The sequence below is a fragment of the Nocardiopsis sp. CNR-923 genome (genome assembly GCF_001942255.1).
GTDB lineage: Bacteria > Actinomycetota > Actinomycetes > Streptosporangiales > Streptosporangiaceae > Nocardiopsis.
The window spans coordinates 1-16,233 of record NZ_MKKC01000126.1 but is presented as its reverse complement, the minus strand read 5'-3'; the positions used below and the strand labels follow the sequence as shown (position 1 = coordinate 16,233).

Genomic DNA, 16,233 nt, shown 5'->3' with positions numbered 1-16,233 from the left:
CAGACCCCCACCCACCCCGCCCCACCCGACACACCCGCCGCCGAGCCTGTCGACCAGCGGCCCTCCCCACCTCGGCAGGGACGGATCGCCCAACGCACCCGCCAGCGCCACACCGCTGTCCACAGCCTGCTCACCCAGGGACGAACGATCATGGAGATCGCCGGGCAACTCGGATTGGCCCGCAACACCGTGCGCCGCTTCGCCCGTGCTGCCACCGCCGACGAGCTCCTGGCCAGGGACGGCACCGGCAAACGCCCCACGCTCCTCCAGCCCTTCGACTCCTACCTGCGCCAACGCTTCATGGAGGGATGCACCAACGCCGCCGGGCTCTGGCGCGAGATCCGCGCCCGGGGCTACCGGGGCGGGTGCACCAGCGTCCGTGACCACATCCGCCCCTGGCGTGCGACAGTTCCTCCCCGCGAGCCACAGCCGCAGCCGGAGCCGTTGACCGTCCGGATGGTCACCGCCTGGATCACCCGCCACCCCGACGCCTTGGACGAAGACCAGCGGGACGCTCTCACCGACGTCCTGTCCCGCTGCCCGGAACTGGAGCGTCTCAGTCGCCGGGTGGCTGGGTTCGCGCAGCTCATGACCGACCGGCGCGGACACGAGCTGGAGGGATGGGTGAAAGCCGCACACGAGGAGAAGATCGCAGAGCTGGATTCGTTCATCTGGGGGCTGCGCCGTGATCTCGACGCGGTGCGAGCCGGTCTGACCCTGCCCTACAGCTCCGGGGTGGTCGAAGGCCACGTCAACCGGCTCAAGATGCTCAAACGCCAGATGTACGGCAGGGCCAAGCCCGACCTTCTCCGCAAACGCGTCCTCCTGGCCGCCTGACGGCGGAACGGACACCCTTCACCGAATCCGTGCCAGAACCGCTTTTCAGCCGTCGTTGACAACTGCACCGGGTCCAGGGCCTGGGCGATGCGGGCGTCCATGTCCAGTCGCCGCAACCCAGCGGCAGCCAACAACACCCCAGCCAGGCAGCGGTCCGGGTGAGGACACCGTGGCCGCCGCCTTGCGGGAGACCATCGAGGAACTCGGCCTCGATCTCCAACCGGCGGACCTGGAATTCGGCCACATCGTCCACAGCCAGGAGACCCCTCAGCGGGAATGGATCCACGTCTTCTTCCTCTGCCGCCGCTGGTCCGGTAATCCTGTCAACCGGGAGCCGCACAAGCACAGCGAGATCCGTTGGTGGCCCGCCCACCAACCCCCGCAGGACACGGTCGACTACTGTGCCCAGGCCCTGCGCCATCTGCTTGTCGGTGAGGCCTTCTCCCAACACCACACCGCCACCACCTACCCCGCCCGATCCACGCCCACCTCACAGGAAGCGGTGCTGGGGGATGCTGGTTTGCCCGGCTCTCTACACCGGGTGCTGTCAGACATCGCCGACGAGCGGCTCCGTCAGCAGACCGTGTACGGCGTCCAGCAGATGCCCTCGGGCAACGGGCCACGCCACCGCGAGGCCGCGACCACCGCCCAAACCCGGGTCGACACCGCCGGGGCTCAGCTCACGTGGGTGGATCTGGCGTTGGAGGAGGTGCGGGAGGCGTGTACCGCCGAGAATGACGAAGACCTGTACTCCGAGCTCATTCAAGCCAGCGCTGTCCTGGTCCAGTGGGCCCAGAGCCTCAAAGCTTCAGCTGAGAGCACCAACTCCTGAGCCGTACGGAAAAATCACGTGCGGTCACAGGAGGGGGCTGGAAGGGTGATCGGGTATGGAAGAAGAGATCCGCGCCCCCCGGCTCGGGGACGCCTTCGGACGTACACTCCGACGCTGCTGGGCGGCCGGTGCCACACCCGGAGCCGCCTTCGAGATCATCGAACGCGACGACGGTCATCTCAGCGCTGCCGACGCCACCCGCTACTTCACCCCGGTCGCCGACCTGTCCGAACTGGACCGGGAGGCGGTAACTCTGGCCCACGGCAGGATCCTGGACGTGGGCACCGGGGCGGGACGCCACGCCCTGGCCCTCCAACAGCAGGGCAAGGACGTCGTGGGCATCGATCCGTCCCCGGGGGCAGTCGAGGTCGCCCGGCAACGCGGGGTGGCGGCCGAACTCGGCTCCATCGCCCACCCACCTGAGGGGGTCGGTCAGTTTGATGCCCTGTTGCTGATGGGCAACAACTTCGGACTCCTCCAGAGCACGCAGATGGCTAAGGCGGTGCTGCGGCAACTGGCGTTGCTGGCCCGTCCCGGGGCCCTGCTGATCGGCACCGGGGCGGACCCCGCCAGCAGCGACCCCGACCACATCGCCTACCAGGACCACAACCGCAAGCGGGGGCGGCTGCCCGGTCAGATACGCATGCGTGTCAGGAGCGGCCCTTTGGCTACGGACTGGTTCGACTACCTTCTCCCAAGCCTGGACGAACTCCGCCAACTCATCCGACCTTCCCCGTGGCGGCTGGAAACCGCCCACGAGCAGGGGACCAAGTACCTGGCGGTGCTGCGCCTTCAAACCGGGTGAGGTCAGGTGTGGGTCTGGTCCATGGCTTGGATGGTCGGGCAGGGTGCGGGTACCGGACGGCCATGGGAGTCCCGGCAGTGGCCGCACACCATGGGGGAGTGGGCGCCGTGGGCGGTGCACCGCCACGACTGCGTTTCCAGGTCGAAGTGGTGACGGTCGGCGTCACGGTCGACGTCGGCCCCGCACTCGACGCACTCGCGGTCCGGGCCCGCGGTGTCCAGCAGCGCGCGCGGGTGCTTGGGGACCGGCTGGTGCACGGTGCGGGCCGCCCCCGCCTCGGCCTTCCACCGCTGGGCGCGCTGGCGTGAGCGGCCGATCTCGGCGTGGGTGGTGGCCAGTTTGCGTTCGGCCTCCACGGCGCGCTGTTCGGCGGCCTCGGCGGCGCGGATCAGGTCGGCCGCGTCGTCGGAGGCGGTGGGGGTGGCCTGGATGGTGAGGTGGACACTGCGGGCAACGCCCTTTTGGTGGGTGACCAGCCCGGCCTGGACCAGGCCCTCGATGTTGTGACTGACGGCGGAGGTGCTGGACAGGCCGACGCGCTCGGCGATCTCGCGCAGTGTCGGGGGGTGGCCTTCCTCGGCGGTCAGCGTGCGGATCGCAGCCAGGATGGTGCCCTGCCGGGCGGTCAAGGGCATCGTCGGGGCCTTCCTGCCGTGTCGGTGCTGGTGAGGGGCATCCTAGGCGGTGCCCGCGACGATCGGCCGCCCACGGCCCCGACGCGGGTGTGGGCGGGCGTCGCCGCGTCCGCAGGGTGGGGCCTGGGCGGTCGACCGAGTACGGGTACTCATGCGCGGGGCCGGGGTCCGGCACAGACTGGTTGCATGGCAACCCGTACTCGAGAACCCGACAGCTTTCTGTACCGTCACCGCTGGCTCGCGGTTCCGGCCTGGGTCGTGGGGGTGGTCGTGGTGGGCGGTGGCGGCTTCCTGCTCCTGATGGGCGCCTACATGGCCACCGCCAACGGGTCGCATCCACTGGACGGCCCGCTGCTGTCGATCGCGCTGTACCTGCTCTACGCGGCGCTGCCGGTCTCGCTCGTGCACCTGGTTCTGGTGCTGGTCGGGCACCGTGTCCGTATCGCTTCTCGGATCGTGGGGGTGCTGCTCCTGGTCCTGGTGGTGGTCGCGTTCGGGGCGATCCTGACCTCCGCTGACCTCCAGCCCGTCTAGCAGGCCAGCCCCCACAGCCACGACACCGTCATCCCTGGGCGGAGGCAGCGGTGTCATTGCCCCGCCCCGGTCCGTGCTGGCCGCTCCCCGACGCGGGCGCGGGCGTCGGTAGTCTGCCGTCGCACACGTGACGGAAACGGGGTATCCATGGACAGGCCGGACGGCCACGACGTGACCGAGGCGAACAAACCCGAAGGGGAAGACGAGGCACAGGACAGCGCTGCCGCGCCCCCGTCCGACCTGGCTCTGCAAGCGGACTGGTCTTCACTGCTCGGTCGGGTGTTCGCCACCTGGGCACGACGGCTGTGGGGCCTGCTCGTGGTGACGGCCGTGCCCGTGCTCCCGGTCACGCTGCTGGGCCAGGCCCTGATGGTGGCGCCCGCCCGTGACGGCGTCTACCTCAACGGTGCCCTGGAGTCCGCAGTCGACCCGCTGGCGCCCTCCAACCTGGTCGCAGCCGGGGTCCTCGTGGTGCTCGCCCTGGCAGCCGCGCCGATCGCCGTGGGGGGCTCCGCCCTGCTGGGCGCCGCCGCGCTGCTGGGGCGTCGGATCTCACCGCGCCAGGCCTGGCAGGGGGCGCGGCGCCGCTACTTCGCCGTGTTGACCTGGATCCTGCTGCTGATCGGTCTGGTGGGCGGGTTCGCGGCGCTGTTCCTGTGGGCCCTGACGTCGGACTGGCCGCCGGTGGTGACAGGGCTGGCACTGCTGGTGGTCCTGATACTCGTGCTGACCCCGGTGACGGTCTCTCTGCCGCTGGCACTGGTGGAAGGGCTCGGCCCCTTCCGGGCGGTGCTGGAAGCCTGCCGTTTGGCCCGGCAGCGGTTCGGTACCCACCTGATGCTGGTCTGTCTCTCCTACGGGGTGACGCTCCTGGCGGGAACGGGGCTGGAGTGGGCTCTGGTGCGGTGGACGGACCTGGTGGACGGCAACCCCGTGCTGACGGCCACCACCGTGCTGACCGGTCTGCTGGTGGCGCCGCTGTCGCTGCTGCTGGCTTGTGCCCCTGTGGCCTACTGCGGAACCGTGAACACCGCCAACCCCTTCGCCACGCCGCCGCCCGCCCGTTACGACGAGCGCGGCAGACTGGTCAGCATGCCGCGCGAGGCGCGGATACGTGGACCGGGGACCCGTGCGTGATGTGGACCTGGTCCGGGCCGGTGAGCGATTGCCCGAGACCGCGGACCGCTCCTGCGGTCGCTTCTCCGACTCGGCCATGGGCGGGCCGCGAGCGGTCATGGTCCCGGCCCTGGTCCTGGTGGTGGTCGGCGTTCCGCTGCTGGGGCCCGCCCTGGTGGCCGTCAACCCGTTCGGTCTGCCGGAGATGGTCGCACAGCCCGTCCACGGCGTCAGCGACGACGCCCTGTCGGTGAGTGTGCAACCCACCGGGCAGGGTGCGGTGATCGGTGTGGCGGCCAACCGGGTGGCCCTGGAGGTGTGCGACCCCGAGTGCCGCGACGCGTACCAAAGCGGATGGGCTTGGAAGGGCAACGGCGTGCGGGTCCACGATGGCGGCGCGCTGTGGACCGTCTGGCGCGAGTATGAGCACGAGGACCAGGACCGGGAGGACGCCGAACGTTACGCCCCGCACCCGGACTCGGGGCTCTACCTGCTCTCCTGCGCCGACATCACCGACTGCGAAACCCCGGACCGGGAAGTTCAGGTCCGCCAGTTCACGGGCGACCACTTCGACCCCGTCTCCGCGATCGCTCCGCTGGCCGACGGGCGGCTGCTGGTGGCCTCCTACGTGCGCCCCTACGACCCGCCCGAACTCCCCGAGAGCATCGAGGAGGACGAGGGCGGGCTGCGGTTGCACCTGTGTGAGGACACCGCCTGCGCCGACCCCCAGGTGACCCTGTTCCCGCCCGAGATGACCGCGGGCGGCTTCCTGGTCAACGGCGAGTTCCTGGCCCTGACCGCCTCCGCCGAGGGCGGGTACGCGATGGCCGTGACCGACACCGCCCACGGATCGCTGTCCATGGTGGCCTGTGCCGAAGCGATGTGCACGGACCCGCAGGTCACCCAGATCCACGGGGACCAGTTCTACTCCGAGCACGAGGGCCGTCTGCGCGGCCGTTTCGGGGCCCGTGTAGAGTTTCGCTCCGACGGCACACCCGTGGTGGCCTACCGGGCCCCGCACGGCGGTCGCGCCCACCTGGTGGACTGCCAGGACGCGCTGTGTGCCGAGTTCACCGACACCGCCGTCACCGGTCCCGGTTGGGCGCGCCCCGTGCCGGGCCTGGCGGTGGACACCCAGGACCGGGTCCACCTGCTGACCCCCGATTTCGCCCAGGAGCGGCTGGTCCTGCTGTCCTGCCTGGACCGCTCCTGTGCACAGACCACGTCCACCCCGCTGATGGAACTGAGCGAGGAGGAACCGTCCCTGACCTCTTTGACCCTGGACGAGCGCGACCGCCCGCACATGCTCTGGGGTCAGGGATGGGTCGATCCGCGTTTGATGGGCGGGGTCGACTTCGAGGCCCAGGCCCAGTACCTGCGCTGCGCACAACCGCTCTGCGGATCCGGAAGGTGACACCCCCTGATCCCGGCCCCGCGTCCCTCTGGGTGCGGGGCCGCTTCCGTTCCCGGGGGGTTAGTAGTCCACCGCGAACAGGCGGGGCGCGGTACACGTGACGCCGCCGGTGGGGGCGTCCAGCGCGGGCGGGCGCAGACCGTCCGGAGCACAACCCACATACACCCCGACGACCGCGCCGTCGGGATCGGTGTAGGCGGTCAGGTGTTCGGCTCCCGCCGCCAACCCCTCCAAGGGTTCGGCGTCCACCCCGGGGCCGGTGGGCCGGATCGGGAGCAGGTCGTACTCATCGGAGGCCAGCGCGCCCGCCTCGCCTTCCAGGTCTTGGCGTTCGGCTCCGTAGACGTCCAGCAGCGCGGCCCCGTCGACCTGACCGTCCTGGTCCAGGACCTGCCCGGTGTCGGCGTCCAGGGCCCGGTAGCCGTCCTGATCGTGCACGACCACCCGGGGCTCGTCCCCGCCGGTGGTCGAGACGACCTCCCCGCGCTCGGAGTGGGTCCACAGCACCTGGCCGTCGGCGGGGTCGACCGCGGTGATCCGCTCCTGGCGGCAGATGTCCTCCCTGGGGCCGCAGTCGGGTGTGTCGAACAGCAGCGGCCCGCCCGGGACAGCCCAGGGTTCCCCGTCCGGCCCGGCCTGTTCGGGGACGTCGAACTGCGCGGTCTGCTCCCCACCCGTGACCACGGTGACGTAGGCGGGTGCGTCCTGGGGGGTGTGCGCCAGGTACAGGGTGCCATCCGCCCAGGTGTGGGAGCTGGCCGAATCCAACCGTGCGGACCAGGCGAGGCGGCCGGTGGCCGCCTCCACCACGACGTAACGGGGGTCGCGTTCGCTGTCGTAGGGCAGACGCTCGCGCAGGACCAGGTGCGTGTCGTCGGAGGCCAGCACACCCCCGTGTCTGAGGTCGTCGGGCAGCTCCGACTCCAACACCTGGGCCCCGTCGCGGCCCACGTCCACAAAGCCCAGGGGGTGCCCGTCGTCCCAGTCCGCGGAGGCGACCACGACCAGGATCGATCCGACCATCCGAAGTTCCGCCACGTCGAACCCCATGGGCTGGGTCCACAAGGTGACGGCGGTGGCGGCATCCACCGCGATGATGGTGTCGGCCGCGTGCAGGTACAGCACCCCGCCGTCCTCCACCGCCCCAGGGAAGGGGTAGGTGGGGTCCAGCCATTGCTCGGCGGGCTTGAACAGCGGTGCACGCTCCTCGTACCGCTCCAGGTAGAAGTCGCCCTCCAACGGCCGCGACCAGCGCACCGTACCCGCCCGGCCACAGTCACCGGATTCCGTGCAGGTGACCACGGAGTCGGGGCTGATCGCCGACGGCGCAGGCGGCTCAGGCTCCTCCTCCTGGCCCCACACCGAACAGGAGGACAGCACCAGGACAGCGGCGAGCGCGAGCAGAGGGGGCATGCGGGACGGGGAGAGCATGCGCCGCATCGTAGCGGCACCCCCACCCCGGTTCATGGTCGGGTCTCACGCCCCATCACCGGCCAGGCCTCGCCGGAGTCGTCCACCGCGACGAACCCGCACGCGACCAACCAGGCCACCCGCCCCTCGACCCCCACTCCTTCGTCGGGGGCGGCGAACACCCACACCAGGCCGTGCTCGCGCGCGAGCGAGACGAACGCCTCCACCACGCCCGCCCGACCCCGCACCGGCGTACGGCCGGGTCCACGATGACCGCCTGGACGTAGCATGCGGGCCCGGAGCCGGAGCGCCGGGCCCGGGGTAGGCGCCTTCGAGGGTGCCTGTCAGCCACCCCACCGGCACGGTGCGCTCGTCCTCGGCGATTAGGAGCACGTCCCCGTCTGGGGCGTAGACGACTCCAGCGGCGGTGGCCAGGACCCGCGCGGCAGCCCGATCAGCGGTGGTGGCGCGGCGGATGTGCATACCTCCACAGTGGCCCAACCAGCACAAACACGTCAGCGTGGGGGCTCTGGTGCTGGACGGTCTTGGCCGCAGCCGCCCCGCGCGTCCGCCCGGGATCTGGACACCGGTGGAAGGGTGTCGGGGGGATCACGAGGGACCCGCGTCCCATTCGTCGCTCTTGGTCATAGGCCGCTGACATAATGTCGGCCATGTCTGTGTCTTCTCCCCCTCCCTCCTCCCCTCCTCCCGCGCAGGCCCCGCGCGGGCGTCGCCTGCGCGGCGGGTACATCGCGAGCCTGGTCTCGCTGGCCGCCACGCTGGTGGTTCTGGGGGTCCTGGTCGCGTTGGGACCCGAGGTGCGTCAACCCGCACCGGACTTCATCAGCGACGTCAGCCCCAACCTCCAGATCGAGTTGGAGTTGGGCGAGGAACACATGGGTGAACTCGGGGTCTACGGCGAATCGTTCGACGGCGCGTGCTCGGCCCTGACCCCCTCAGGGAGTGCGGGGGCGACCCAGATGCGGGGGGCGAGCCGCTACACCTACGGCGCCCAGGAGTGGCACCTGATCCAGGTCCTGGAGATCCCCGAGGCGGGCACCTACCAGATCAGCTGCTCCAACGCCCAGGTCGATTTCGGCATCGCCTCCATGGACGTGGTCGAGAGCGCCCCCACCCGGCAGATGGTCTGGGCCCTGGCCTGGGTGCTGGTGCCCGTGCTGGGGTTGGCGACCACCGTGACCCTGACCGTGCTCACGCGTGTGCGTGACCGGCGCCAGAAGGCCGCCGCGGTCGGCCATTACTGACCCGATCCGAACTGTTCTTGGGGCCCGCCCTCCGACGGGCCCCTTTCTGTGTGCCCCCAACGCATCCGCGGCCGCCGTGCACGCCGCCCGCGGGGAACGGAAACCTCGCGGCGCGTCCATCGGCGGCTGGGGCTGGCCCGTCGCTGTGTCGGGTCAGTGGGTCAGGGCCGCCACGGCGGTCAGGGCTGTGGTGAGGACGGCGGCGAGGGTGAGGGTGGCGGCGGCGGTGGTCGCGGCGCGGCCGATCGCCTTGGGGTAGCTGGCGCCGTCACGGCGGGCCAGGTAGGCGGCCCCGACCCCGGCCAGCACAGCCGTGATCGTGACCAGGGCACAGGCCAGGACCAGCAGCATGATCCGCTCGACCATAGAGTCCTCCTTCGGATTCGACTCGGTAGTGGTGGAGTCGAATCTCGTCGAAGGCGTGTCTGTCATGGTCGTTCGTGGACAGAATTGGACATCAACAGACAGTCGCGCGGACCAGGAGATGGTGTGGACCCCCACGTCGACACAGACCACCTCACACCCAGGGCAGCACTAGCCGAACTGCGCCGCCGGATCCGGGCCGCCTTCCAACAGCGGAACTGGAGCCAGGACACTCTGGCCAGCAAAGCCAGTCTGAGCCGCTCGGTCGTCAACCCGGTGGTCAGCGGTACCCACAACGCGGCGGTGCCCTCGGAACGGACGGTGACGCGCCTGGCCGCTGCGCTCGGCCTGGACGCTGGTCCGCTGTCGGAACTGCATGCGGCGGCCGCAGGCCCGCCTCCCGGCCCTGTGAAAGCGGCATCCCCCCACCGGCCCACCACAGGCTGGGGCGAGGCCGTCCCTGTCGAGGCCGCCGACCCCGCCCGGCTACAGGTGCACCCTGCGGTGCTGCCCGCCCCCGACCCGGGCGGGTACACCTTCCTGACCCCCTACCTGCCCCGCCCCCACGACCAGGAGATCCGCGACCGCATCACACCCGCGCTCCAGGGCGGCACGTCGGTGCTGGTGATAGTGACCGGAGGCTCCTCCACCGGCAAGACCCGCGCCCTGTACCAGGCCCTGAACGACCTGGCCCCCCACCGCACCCTGCTGTGCCCGGACACCGGAGAGGACCTGCTCCACCTCCTGGACGGCGGGCGGATCCAGGACCAGGCGGTGCTGTGGCTCAACGAAGCCCAGCGCTTCTTCTACGGCCCCCACGCCAACGAGGCCGCCGCCGCCCTGCACCGCCTCCTGGCCCAGCAGACCGGGACCGTCGCGGTGGGAACGCTGTGGACCGACCCCTACTGGCAGGACCTGACCCGCTCCGGTACCCCCGGCGACCCGCACGCCCACATCCGGGACCTACTCACCGGAGCGGTCACCGCCCGCGTCACCGTCCCCGACCGCCTTTCACCCGATGAGCAGCGCCAGTGGCGGGAACTGGCCGCCACACACGGAGACCGACGCCTGAGTCAGGCCCTGGACGCGGGATCGGCTGACCGCGGCCGGATCGTCCAACACCTCAGCGGCGGCCCCGAACTCCTGCGCGCCTACCTGGACGGGCCGGGCCACCACTTCACCGCCGCCGAGCACGCCCTGATCACCGCCGCCGTCGACGCCCGCCGTCTGGGCCACCGCGCCCCGCTCCCTGGCCCGTTGCTGGCCCAGGCCGCCGACGCACAGCTGGACCCGCGCGAGCGCGCCACCGGCAACCACTGGGACCGTGAGGCCTTGGAGGGGCTGTGCACCGGCCGGCGCCCCGACGGCACCCACACCGATATCCGCCGCGCCCTGACCGCCGTGCACACCCATGTGCCCCGCACGGGCGCCGAAGTGGTCTACGAACCGGCCGACTACCTCGAACAGCAGCTGCGCCGCCGCCGCGCCGACCAGCTGGGCGACCCCGCCCTGTGGCAGGCCCTGCTGGAGCACACCACCGACCCCCACAGCCTGCACACCCTGGCAGATGCCGCCCAGCGCCGCGGCCTGCTCCAGCACGCGGTGAGGATCTACCAGCGGGCGATCCGAGCCCGCCACCCCGCAGCCGCCACAGACCTGGCCAACCTCCTGTCCACTGCGACCGATCCCCACCAGAACGGCACCCGATGGATCGCCGAGCACGCCGACTTCACCGACCCGTTGGGGGTCGCCGCCCTGTTGGAGGCGCTGCGCGAAGCAGGGCAGGAGAAAGCAGTGCAGGTGCTGTTGGCACGCGACCCCACCGAGCATGCCGATCTCACTCACCCGTGGCGTGTCTCTTTCCTGTTGCGGGTGCTGCGCGAGGTGGGGCAGGAGGAAGCAGTGCAGGTGCTGTTGGCACGCGACCCCGCCGCGCACACCGACCTCACCCACCCGAGGGACGTTGCCGACCTGCTGCGGGTGCTGCGCGAGGCGGGGCAGGAGGAAGCAGTGCAGGTGCTGGAGCACCGGGCTCTGAACGCCGGTGGGCTTCATCCCCCACCCCCGCCTCTGCTGCCTTACGGCCGCGATCTCGACGGCACGCCCGCCCGGGCGTGGACCTGGGACGGGTTGGGGCTGTGACCCGGGCAGGGGAGCCCTCACAGCCGTGGTGAGCCGCACCCGGGCAGCCTCTCTGCCCTACCCGGCCGTGACCGTGGAGGGGGCCGCACCGTAGGAGCGCAGTACGTGGTCGGGGGTGTCCGCCCACAGGCGGGTGCCGTCGGCATCCACACTCACACCCAGCCGTTCCGTGGTGGGTCGTCCGGCCGTGCACCAGGTGTTCCAGGCTGCGGCGATGCGCGTCCACAGGTCGTCGGGGCCGTGCCGGGCGGTCTCGAACGGGCCGCCCGCGGGGGTGTACTCGGCCAGCGCCCAGGACCCATCGGGGGCGGCGACGTACACGCTGGCCTGACCCGCCCACTCGGGCCGGTCGGGGTCGGCTTCGTAGACGGCGTGACGTAGGTCGGGCACCAGGTGCCCGAGGACCAACTGCCACCCCTGGTGGGGGTAGGTGAGCACACGCGGGTTCAGGTCGGTGTGGCCGGCGGCCACACCGGGGGCGGTCTCGTCCACGATCTCGCGCAACGGCCGACGGTCAGGGCGGTGCTGGCGCAGCACCATGAACGGGGCCGGGCCGATGATGCGGCCGTGGGCGGTCTCGTCATCGCCGACCTCCAACCGCACCAGGACCCCGGCGGCCTGGCCCGCCTCGTAGGGGGTGACGATCACCCCGCCCGGGTGGACCTGACGGACCCAGGAGTGCGGAATCGACCCGCGGGCGGCGACGGTGGCGATGAGCCGGTGGAAGTCGCCCATGTCGACGCCGCTGACGGGGAGGCCGACCCCGTCCATGGCGAGCACAGTGGGCGTGTATCCGACGCGGGCCAGGTTGTCGACGGCGACCGCGGCCAGGGCGGGGTCGATCTCGGTCGAGACCACCGCCCGCTCGGTTAACGCGTGGCAGAGCAGGGCGGTGTTGTAGCCGGTTCCGGTGCCGATCTCCAGTACCCGGTGCCCATCACAGGCGTCCAGGGCTTGGAGCATGGCCACGACCAGGGAGGGTTGGCTGATGCTGGAGGTGCGCAACCGCCCCCACCCGGCCTCGCCGTTGGGCCCGCCCGCAGGGGTGCCGTCATCGACCTGGACCGCCAGGGCGTAGTCCTGGTGCGCCCACTCGGCGAAGCGAGCATCGGCGCGGGTGATCGGCTCGAAGTAGCCGGGGTGGTCGCGGGAGGTGATCCACACTGTGTCGGGAATGAAGTGGGCGCGGTCAACGGCCAGCACCGCCCGATGCCACAGGGGGTCAATGAGGTGACCCGCGCGGGTCAGGGCGCGGGACAGACGGGTTCCGGGCGCGCTCACCCGTTGGGGTCCTGTCCGTCGCCGGACTGGGGCTCGATCGGCTCACTGCCGTGCTTGTTGGGTTCCTGGCCGTCGCTGCCGGCGCCGCCGGTGCCAGAGTCGGTGCCTGTGCCGGGGTCGCCATGCCGTCCCACGGGGTCCTCCTGAAGGGGTGGGGGACACACTCTCTCATCTGGCACCGTAACCGGGCCGGGGTCACCTGTCATGGCCGAGGCGGAGGGTGGCCGTGCCCTCCCGGTTCGGGGTGGGTCACCAGTGCGCGAGCAGCTCGTCCAACGTCTCGGGCATCAACTCGTGCCGTACCCGCAGCGCCGCCTCGGTGAGCTGTTGGACCCACACCCGGCCGACGTTGGGGTGGTGTCCGTCGCCGCGGCCCACGATCGCGTTGCCGATAGCGGTCACCACCTCCTCGTCCAGGTCAGCGAACGCGGTGAGTACCTCGGTGGCCAGGGAACGGGCCGCCGGGCGCGACCCTTCCAGGGTGCGCTCTACCAGGGGGCGCAGGAACTGCGCGAGGTCGTGCTGGGAGTGGCGCATACTGATCGCCCCCCAGACCTCGGCGTGGGCCTTGCGGTTGAGCATGAGCAGCAGCGCGAGCATGGTGCGCACGTCGGGGTGCAGGTCGGTCATGACTCCTGCCTACCGTCCCCCCGCCCGGCGGGGGAGGCGATGGCCGCATCCGGTCACCCCACCGTCCACGCACACCGCGGGTCCCAAGGTTGGTACTTCTGGTGCGCCTCATCCGTGCGTGCGGTCGTGGAAGGCGAAGTCGACACCGCGCACGCGCGCGACGCTGCGCTGGTCGTACAGGCTCACCAGGTCGTGCACGTCCGCAGGCCACAGGTAGGGGTAGGCGCGCGAGTGCGCCACCTGGCGCAGGTGCTCCAGGAGCCCGTAGTGCAGGCCGGGGGCGACCAGATCCCAACCCCCGCCGCTCCGGCGGGTCACGTGCAACGCCTGACGGTCCAGGGCCGGGTACTCGCCGGTGAGCGCGCGCACCACCATGTCCAGGGCGGTCAGGTCGTCGGCCCAGGCTGGCGTGCGCCGGGGCGGCCGGTGAGGGCCGTGGTCGGGCACCCGCGCGGGGTGTGAGGACGTCTCCAGGGGGTTGTGGCGCAGCAGCAGCTGGTTGCCGTGTTCGGCGTAGATGCGCACCCACGGCACGTCCAGACCGTGGACGCGGGTGCGCACACGCAGCGCCTCAGGAAGGGCAACGGGAGAACGAGCGTCGGTCAGCAGTTCGGCCAGGCGCGGGGAGGTGGGGCGGCTGCCCCACTCCAGGTTGACCAGGCGCGCCCCGGCGTGGGTGCGGCCGACGGAGTTGGCCCACACGTCGTAGAAGGGCCGACACCCGGGCACCGAGGTGCCGCGCATCAGGTGCAGGCGGCGCAACAGCGCCGACATCATCTGTGCGGCCTCGGCGGTGGCGGCGCCGGGAGCTGACTCCGTCCGCCAGGCCAACGAGTCCTCCTCCGCGGGCAGCAGCTCGCGCGGGTGGTCGGCCCAGGCCACCACCGTCCCGGCGGGCAGACCGGCGAGTAGCAAGGACCGGGAGCGGACCCACTGGCGGTGGGTGAGGGGGATGCGGATGCGGCCGGCCAGGCGCAGGTGCTCCAGCACCAGGAACCCGCGGTGGTGGCGGGCCCGCAGCCCGGGGACGCCACGCACGTCCTGGCCGGGGACCAGGTGCGGCAGGGTCTCGTTCAGGACCGCGCTGGCGTGCGGCCGGGCGATGTGGACGATGATGTCGTGGCCGGTGGGTGTGCACCCACGAATCGCGAACGGCGGGTCGGTGGGATGGGTGACCGCGTCCAGGTTGTTGAGGTTGGCCAGGAACAGGCTCTCCATCCGGGCCTGCCCGTCGCTGGCCTGGCCGATGAGTGGGGCGAGCGGGGACAGGGCCCGGACCGCCGACAGGGCGGTCTGTGGGGCTTCGCCGGTGGCGATGGCGCGCAGCTTGGCCAGTGCCAGGGTTCGGGACATGATCGCTCCAGCGCCCCGGCTACGCGTGAAGGGTCAAGTCCGCTCGAACTGGTCGCTGAACACAAGGTGAGGATGGGCGGTTCCGCCGTTTCGGGCTCACGCCCCGCGCGCCGGGTGCTGTCGGGGGAGCCGCCGGTGCCCTCCGACACCGCGCCTGGATCATCACACACAGCAACTGCCTGGTGCAAGTCCGTGCTGGTGTGGTGGCGGGGTGGCGGCTCCCCTTACATCCGTGTGTCGTCATGGTAAGGGTTCACGTGCGCTCGGGCGGCGTCTCCTCAGGGGTTGACGGCTGCGGGGCGGCTCGCAGTCGCTCGAGCAGGTGCCTGCTGCGCGCGTCGATGCGGGCGTTGGCCAACAGGCCCGTGTCCGCACCGTCCGCCGGCGCGGGGGTCCGCCGCCGGGACCTGGGCTTGCCGCCGCGCCGCTGTCGCTTCGACGCCTGCGGCTTCTTCGGTGGCGGGGCCGGAGCGGGCACCTGTGGGGTGTGCAGGCCTTCGGGGTAGAAGGACAGCTGCTCTCGGATGGTGTCCTTGACCGCCTCGGGGGTGCCGGTCCCGCCGAGCACCCCCAACAGGCGGGTGCGGGTGTCGTCGTAGGTTTGCGGCATCTGGCCCTTGTAGGCCCACCGCAGGGTGTCGAGCAGTTCGTCGGTCTTGGCGCGGATCCGTCGTTCCTTGCGCTGGGCGGCCTCCCTCGTGCGGCCGCGACCCTCCGACGCCACGGGTGCGGGGCGCGGCTTCTGGGTGGGTGGGGCGGTTGCGGGAGGGTCGAACTGGCCCTTGGGGGATACGCGCAGCTGGTGCTTGATCCGGTCCACCACGTCCTTGGGGGCATCGGGCCGGTTGAGCAGACGCACCAGCGCGGCGCGGTTGTCGTTGTAGGCGCGGCTCAGCCGACGTTCCTGGGCCCACAGGAGCTTACCGATGTGCTTGTCCACGGCTTGGCGGATGTGCTCGTGCGCGAAGGCGGTGCGCCGCCGGTCCTCGCGGCGACGCGCCGGAACCACCGGCGTGCGTCGGGGAGCGGTGCGTGTCTGTCGTACGGGCAGCGCCGCGCTGGCCTGCTCCAGCAGGATGCGGGCTTCCTCGCTCAAGTGGGGGGCCAGTCCCCGGGTGCGGGTTTGGCGCAGACGCATCTGCACCTGCTGGGCCATGGTGCGCACGTTCGCCTCATCGTGCTGGGCGAGCGCGTGGCGCAGCCCACCCAGCGCCTGCTCCAACGGATCGGCCGGCGCCGCGGTCTCGCTCGGCTCAGGGCGGGGCCGGGCGGGCGCGGGGGCGGCCTCGGTGCGGGCCTTGACGAGGGTGTCGCCCTGAAGGACGCACGCGGCCAGCGGCGTCCAGGACACCTCACCCGCGCTGTCGCGGATGCCGACCTGCACGGTGCGGGTGTGCTCGGCCCCGGCCGCCAGGCGGAACAGCCGGTAGGGGACGTGGTTGGCGACCAGGGCCCGGGTGACGGCTGGGGTGCCCCGAGGTTTCCGGACAGAGATCCAATACGATGATCCTGTAAGAAAACGAGGGGAAAATTGGGCAGGGCAAGCAAATACTCACCGGAGTTCCGGGAAGAGGCAGTCCGGCTGGCGATCGACTCACAGCGGCCGGTCACCCATG

General features: G+C 71.4%; 17 protein-coding genes. 8 read left to right on the top strand and 9 right to left on the bottom strand.

The features are described 5' to 3' along the window. The 3 genes from BJF83_RS22505 to BJF83_RS22495 all read left to right on the top strand — a co-directional run. Positions 1-837 (top strand): transposase (locus BJF83_RS22505; RefSeq protein ID WP_262391778.1); only part of this gene is annotated, 837 nt, incomplete at its 5' end. A gap of 55 nt (positions 838-892) precedes the next feature. Beyond that, positions 893-1,669 (top strand): NUDIX domain-containing protein, encoded by a 777-nt coding sequence (locus tag BJF83_RS22500; protein WP_075927888.1) that lies wholly within the window; start codon positions 893-895, stop codon positions 1,667-1,669. Positions 1,670-1,724: 55 nt separating this feature from the next. Beyond that, positions 1,725-2,474 (top strand): bifunctional 2-polyprenyl-6-hydroxyphenol methylase/3-demethylubiquinol 3-O-methyltransferase UbiG, encoded by a 750-nt coding sequence (locus BJF83_RS22495; protein ID WP_075927887.1) that lies wholly within the window; start codon positions 1,725-1,727, stop codon positions 2,472-2,474. A gap of 2 nt (positions 2,475-2,476) precedes the next feature. Here the strand turns inward: BJF83_RS22495 and BJF83_RS22490 are convergent, their stop codons facing one another. Continuing rightward, positions 2,477-3,109, bottom strand: coding sequence for a LexA family transcriptional regulator (locus tag BJF83_RS22490; RefSeq protein WP_083678667.1), 633 nt, complete (start codon positions 3,107-3,109; stop codon positions 2,477-2,479). 186 nt (positions 3,110-3,295) lie between these two features. Here BJF83_RS22490 and BJF83_RS22485 point away from each other — a divergent pair, with 186 nt between their 5' ends. The 3 genes from BJF83_RS22485 to BJF83_RS22475 all read left to right on the top strand — a co-directional run bounded on the left by BJF83_RS22485 (position 3,296) and on the right by BJF83_RS22475 (position 6,173). Further along, the gene (locus BJF83_RS22485; protein ID WP_143832040.1) at positions 3,296-3,643 is read left to right on the top strand and encodes a hypothetical protein; all 348 of its coding nucleotides are present in this window, start codon (positions 3,296-3,298) and stop codon (positions 3,641-3,643) included. A 147-nt stretch (positions 3,644-3,790) separates the two neighbouring features. Beyond that, positions 3,791-4,780 (top strand): hypothetical protein, encoded by a 990-nt coding sequence (locus tag BJF83_RS22480; RefSeq protein WP_075927884.1) that lies wholly within the window; start codon positions 3,791-3,793, stop codon positions 4,778-4,780. Next, positions 4,773-6,173: a hypothetical protein gene (locus BJF83_RS22475; RefSeq protein ID WP_143832039.1), complete on the top strand. Its 1,401-nt coding sequence runs from the start codon at positions 4,773-4,775 to the stop codon at positions 6,171-6,173. Before BJF83_RS22480 ends, BJF83_RS22475 begins: the two co-directional genes overlap by 8 nt. A gap of 60 nt (positions 6,174-6,233) precedes the next feature. Here the strand turns inward: BJF83_RS22475 and BJF83_RS22470 are convergent, their stop codons facing one another. Both BJF83_RS22470 and BJF83_RS27680 read right to left on the bottom strand, forming a co-directional pair. After that, complete coding sequence (locus BJF83_RS22470; RefSeq protein WP_075927882.1) at positions 6,234-7,604, bottom strand: PQQ-binding-like beta-propeller repeat protein; 1,371 nt, start codon at positions 7,602-7,604, stop codon at positions 6,234-6,236. A gap of 32 nt (positions 7,605-7,636) precedes the next feature. After that, complete coding sequence (locus tag BJF83_RS27680) at positions 7,637-7,813, bottom strand: hypothetical protein (RefSeq protein ID WP_158070437.1); 177 nt, start codon at positions 7,811-7,813, stop codon at positions 7,637-7,639. A gap of 441 nt (positions 7,814-8,254) precedes the next feature. Between BJF83_RS27680 and BJF83_RS22465 the strand changes: the two genes are divergently transcribed. Continuing rightward, positions 8,255-8,848 carry a hypothetical protein gene (locus tag BJF83_RS22465; protein WP_262391777.1) on the top strand — a complete coding sequence of 198 codons (594 nt, stop codon included), beginning with the start codon at positions 8,255-8,257 and terminating at the stop codon, positions 8,846-8,848. Positions 8,849-9,001: 153 nt separating this feature from the next. On the opposite strand, the gene BJF83_RS22460 is transcribed toward BJF83_RS22465, so the two are convergent. Next, positions 9,002-9,214, bottom strand: coding sequence for a hypothetical protein (locus tag BJF83_RS22460; RefSeq protein WP_075927881.1), 213 nt, complete (start codon positions 9,212-9,214; stop codon positions 9,002-9,004). 123 nt (positions 9,215-9,337) lie between these two features. Here BJF83_RS22460 and BJF83_RS22455 point away from each other — a divergent pair, with 123 nt between their 5' ends. Next, positions 9,338-11,353, top strand: coding sequence for a helix-turn-helix transcriptional regulator (locus tag BJF83_RS22455; protein ID WP_075927880.1), 2,016 nt, complete (start codon positions 9,338-9,340; stop codon positions 11,351-11,353). A gap of 57 nt (positions 11,354-11,410) precedes the next feature. Here BJF83_RS22455 and BJF83_RS22450 read toward each other — a convergent pair whose 3' ends face one another. The 5 genes from BJF83_RS22450 to BJF83_RS22435 form a co-directional block, all read right to left on the bottom strand. Then, positions 11,411-12,634 (bottom strand): hypothetical protein, encoded by a 1,224-nt coding sequence (locus BJF83_RS22450; RefSeq protein WP_083678665.1) that lies wholly within the window; start codon positions 12,632-12,634, stop codon positions 11,411-11,413. After that, on the bottom strand, positions 12,631-12,768 hold the full coding sequence (locus BJF83_RS27675; RefSeq protein WP_158070436.1) for a hypothetical protein: 138 nt from the start codon (positions 12,766-12,768) through the stop codon (positions 12,631-12,633). The genes BJF83_RS22450 and BJF83_RS27675 overlap by 4 nt, the downstream gene beginning before the upstream one ends. A gap of 115 nt (positions 12,769-12,883) precedes the next feature. Then, positions 12,884-13,264: a hypothetical protein gene (locus tag BJF83_RS22445; RefSeq protein ID WP_075927879.1), complete on the bottom strand. Its 381-nt coding sequence runs from the start codon at positions 13,262-13,264 to the stop codon at positions 12,884-12,886. Positions 13,265-13,372: 108 nt separating this feature from the next. Next, complete coding sequence (locus BJF83_RS22440; protein ID WP_075927878.1) at positions 13,373-14,617, bottom strand: hypothetical protein; 1,245 nt, start codon at positions 14,615-14,617, stop codon at positions 13,373-13,375. A gap of 253 nt (positions 14,618-14,870) precedes the next feature. Then, on the bottom strand, positions 14,871-16,001 hold the full coding sequence (locus tag BJF83_RS22435) for a hypothetical protein (RefSeq protein WP_075927877.1): 1,131 nt from the start codon (positions 15,999-16,001) through the stop codon (positions 14,871-14,873). Positions 16,002-16,233: the final 232 nt, after the last annotated feature.

What these genes read in the sequence shown, in the direction of transcription:
- BJF83_RS22495 (WP_075927887.1), top strand. Translation starts at nt 1,725, where the DNA reads ATGGAAGAAGAGATCCGCGCCCCCCGGCTCGGGGACGCCTTCGGACGT.
- BJF83_RS22490 (WP_083678667.1), bottom strand. Translation starts at nt 3,109, where the DNA reads ATGCCCTTGACCGCCCGGCAGGGCACCATCCTGGCTGCGATCCGCACG.
- BJF83_RS22485 (WP_143832040.1), top strand. Translation starts at nt 3,296, where the DNA reads ATGGCAACCCGTACTCGAGAACCCGACAGCTTTCTGTACCGTCACCGC.
- BJF83_RS22480 (WP_075927884.1), top strand. Translation starts at nt 3,791, where the DNA reads ATGGACAGGCCGGACGGCCACGACGTGACCGAGGCGAACAAACCCGAA.
- BJF83_RS22470 (WP_075927882.1), bottom strand. Translation starts at nt 7,604, where the DNA reads ATGCTCTCCCCGTCCCGCATGCCCCCTCTGCTCGCGCTCGCCGCTGTC.
- BJF83_RS22465 (WP_262391777.1), top strand. Translation starts at nt 8,255, where the DNA reads ATGTCTGTGTCTTCTCCCCCTCCCTCCTCCCCTCCTCCCGCGCAGGCC.
- BJF83_RS22460 (WP_075927881.1), bottom strand. Translation starts at nt 9,214, where the DNA reads ATGGTCGAGCGGATCATGCTGCTGGTCCTGGCCTGTGCCCTGGTCACG.
- BJF83_RS22445 (WP_075927879.1), bottom strand. Translation starts at nt 13,264, where the DNA reads ATGACCGACCTGCACCCCGACGTGCGCACCATGCTCGCGCTGCTGCTC.
- BJF83_RS22440 (WP_075927878.1), bottom strand. Translation starts at nt 14,617, where the DNA reads ATGTCCCGAACCCTGGCACTGGCCAAGCTGCGCGCCATCGCCACCGGC.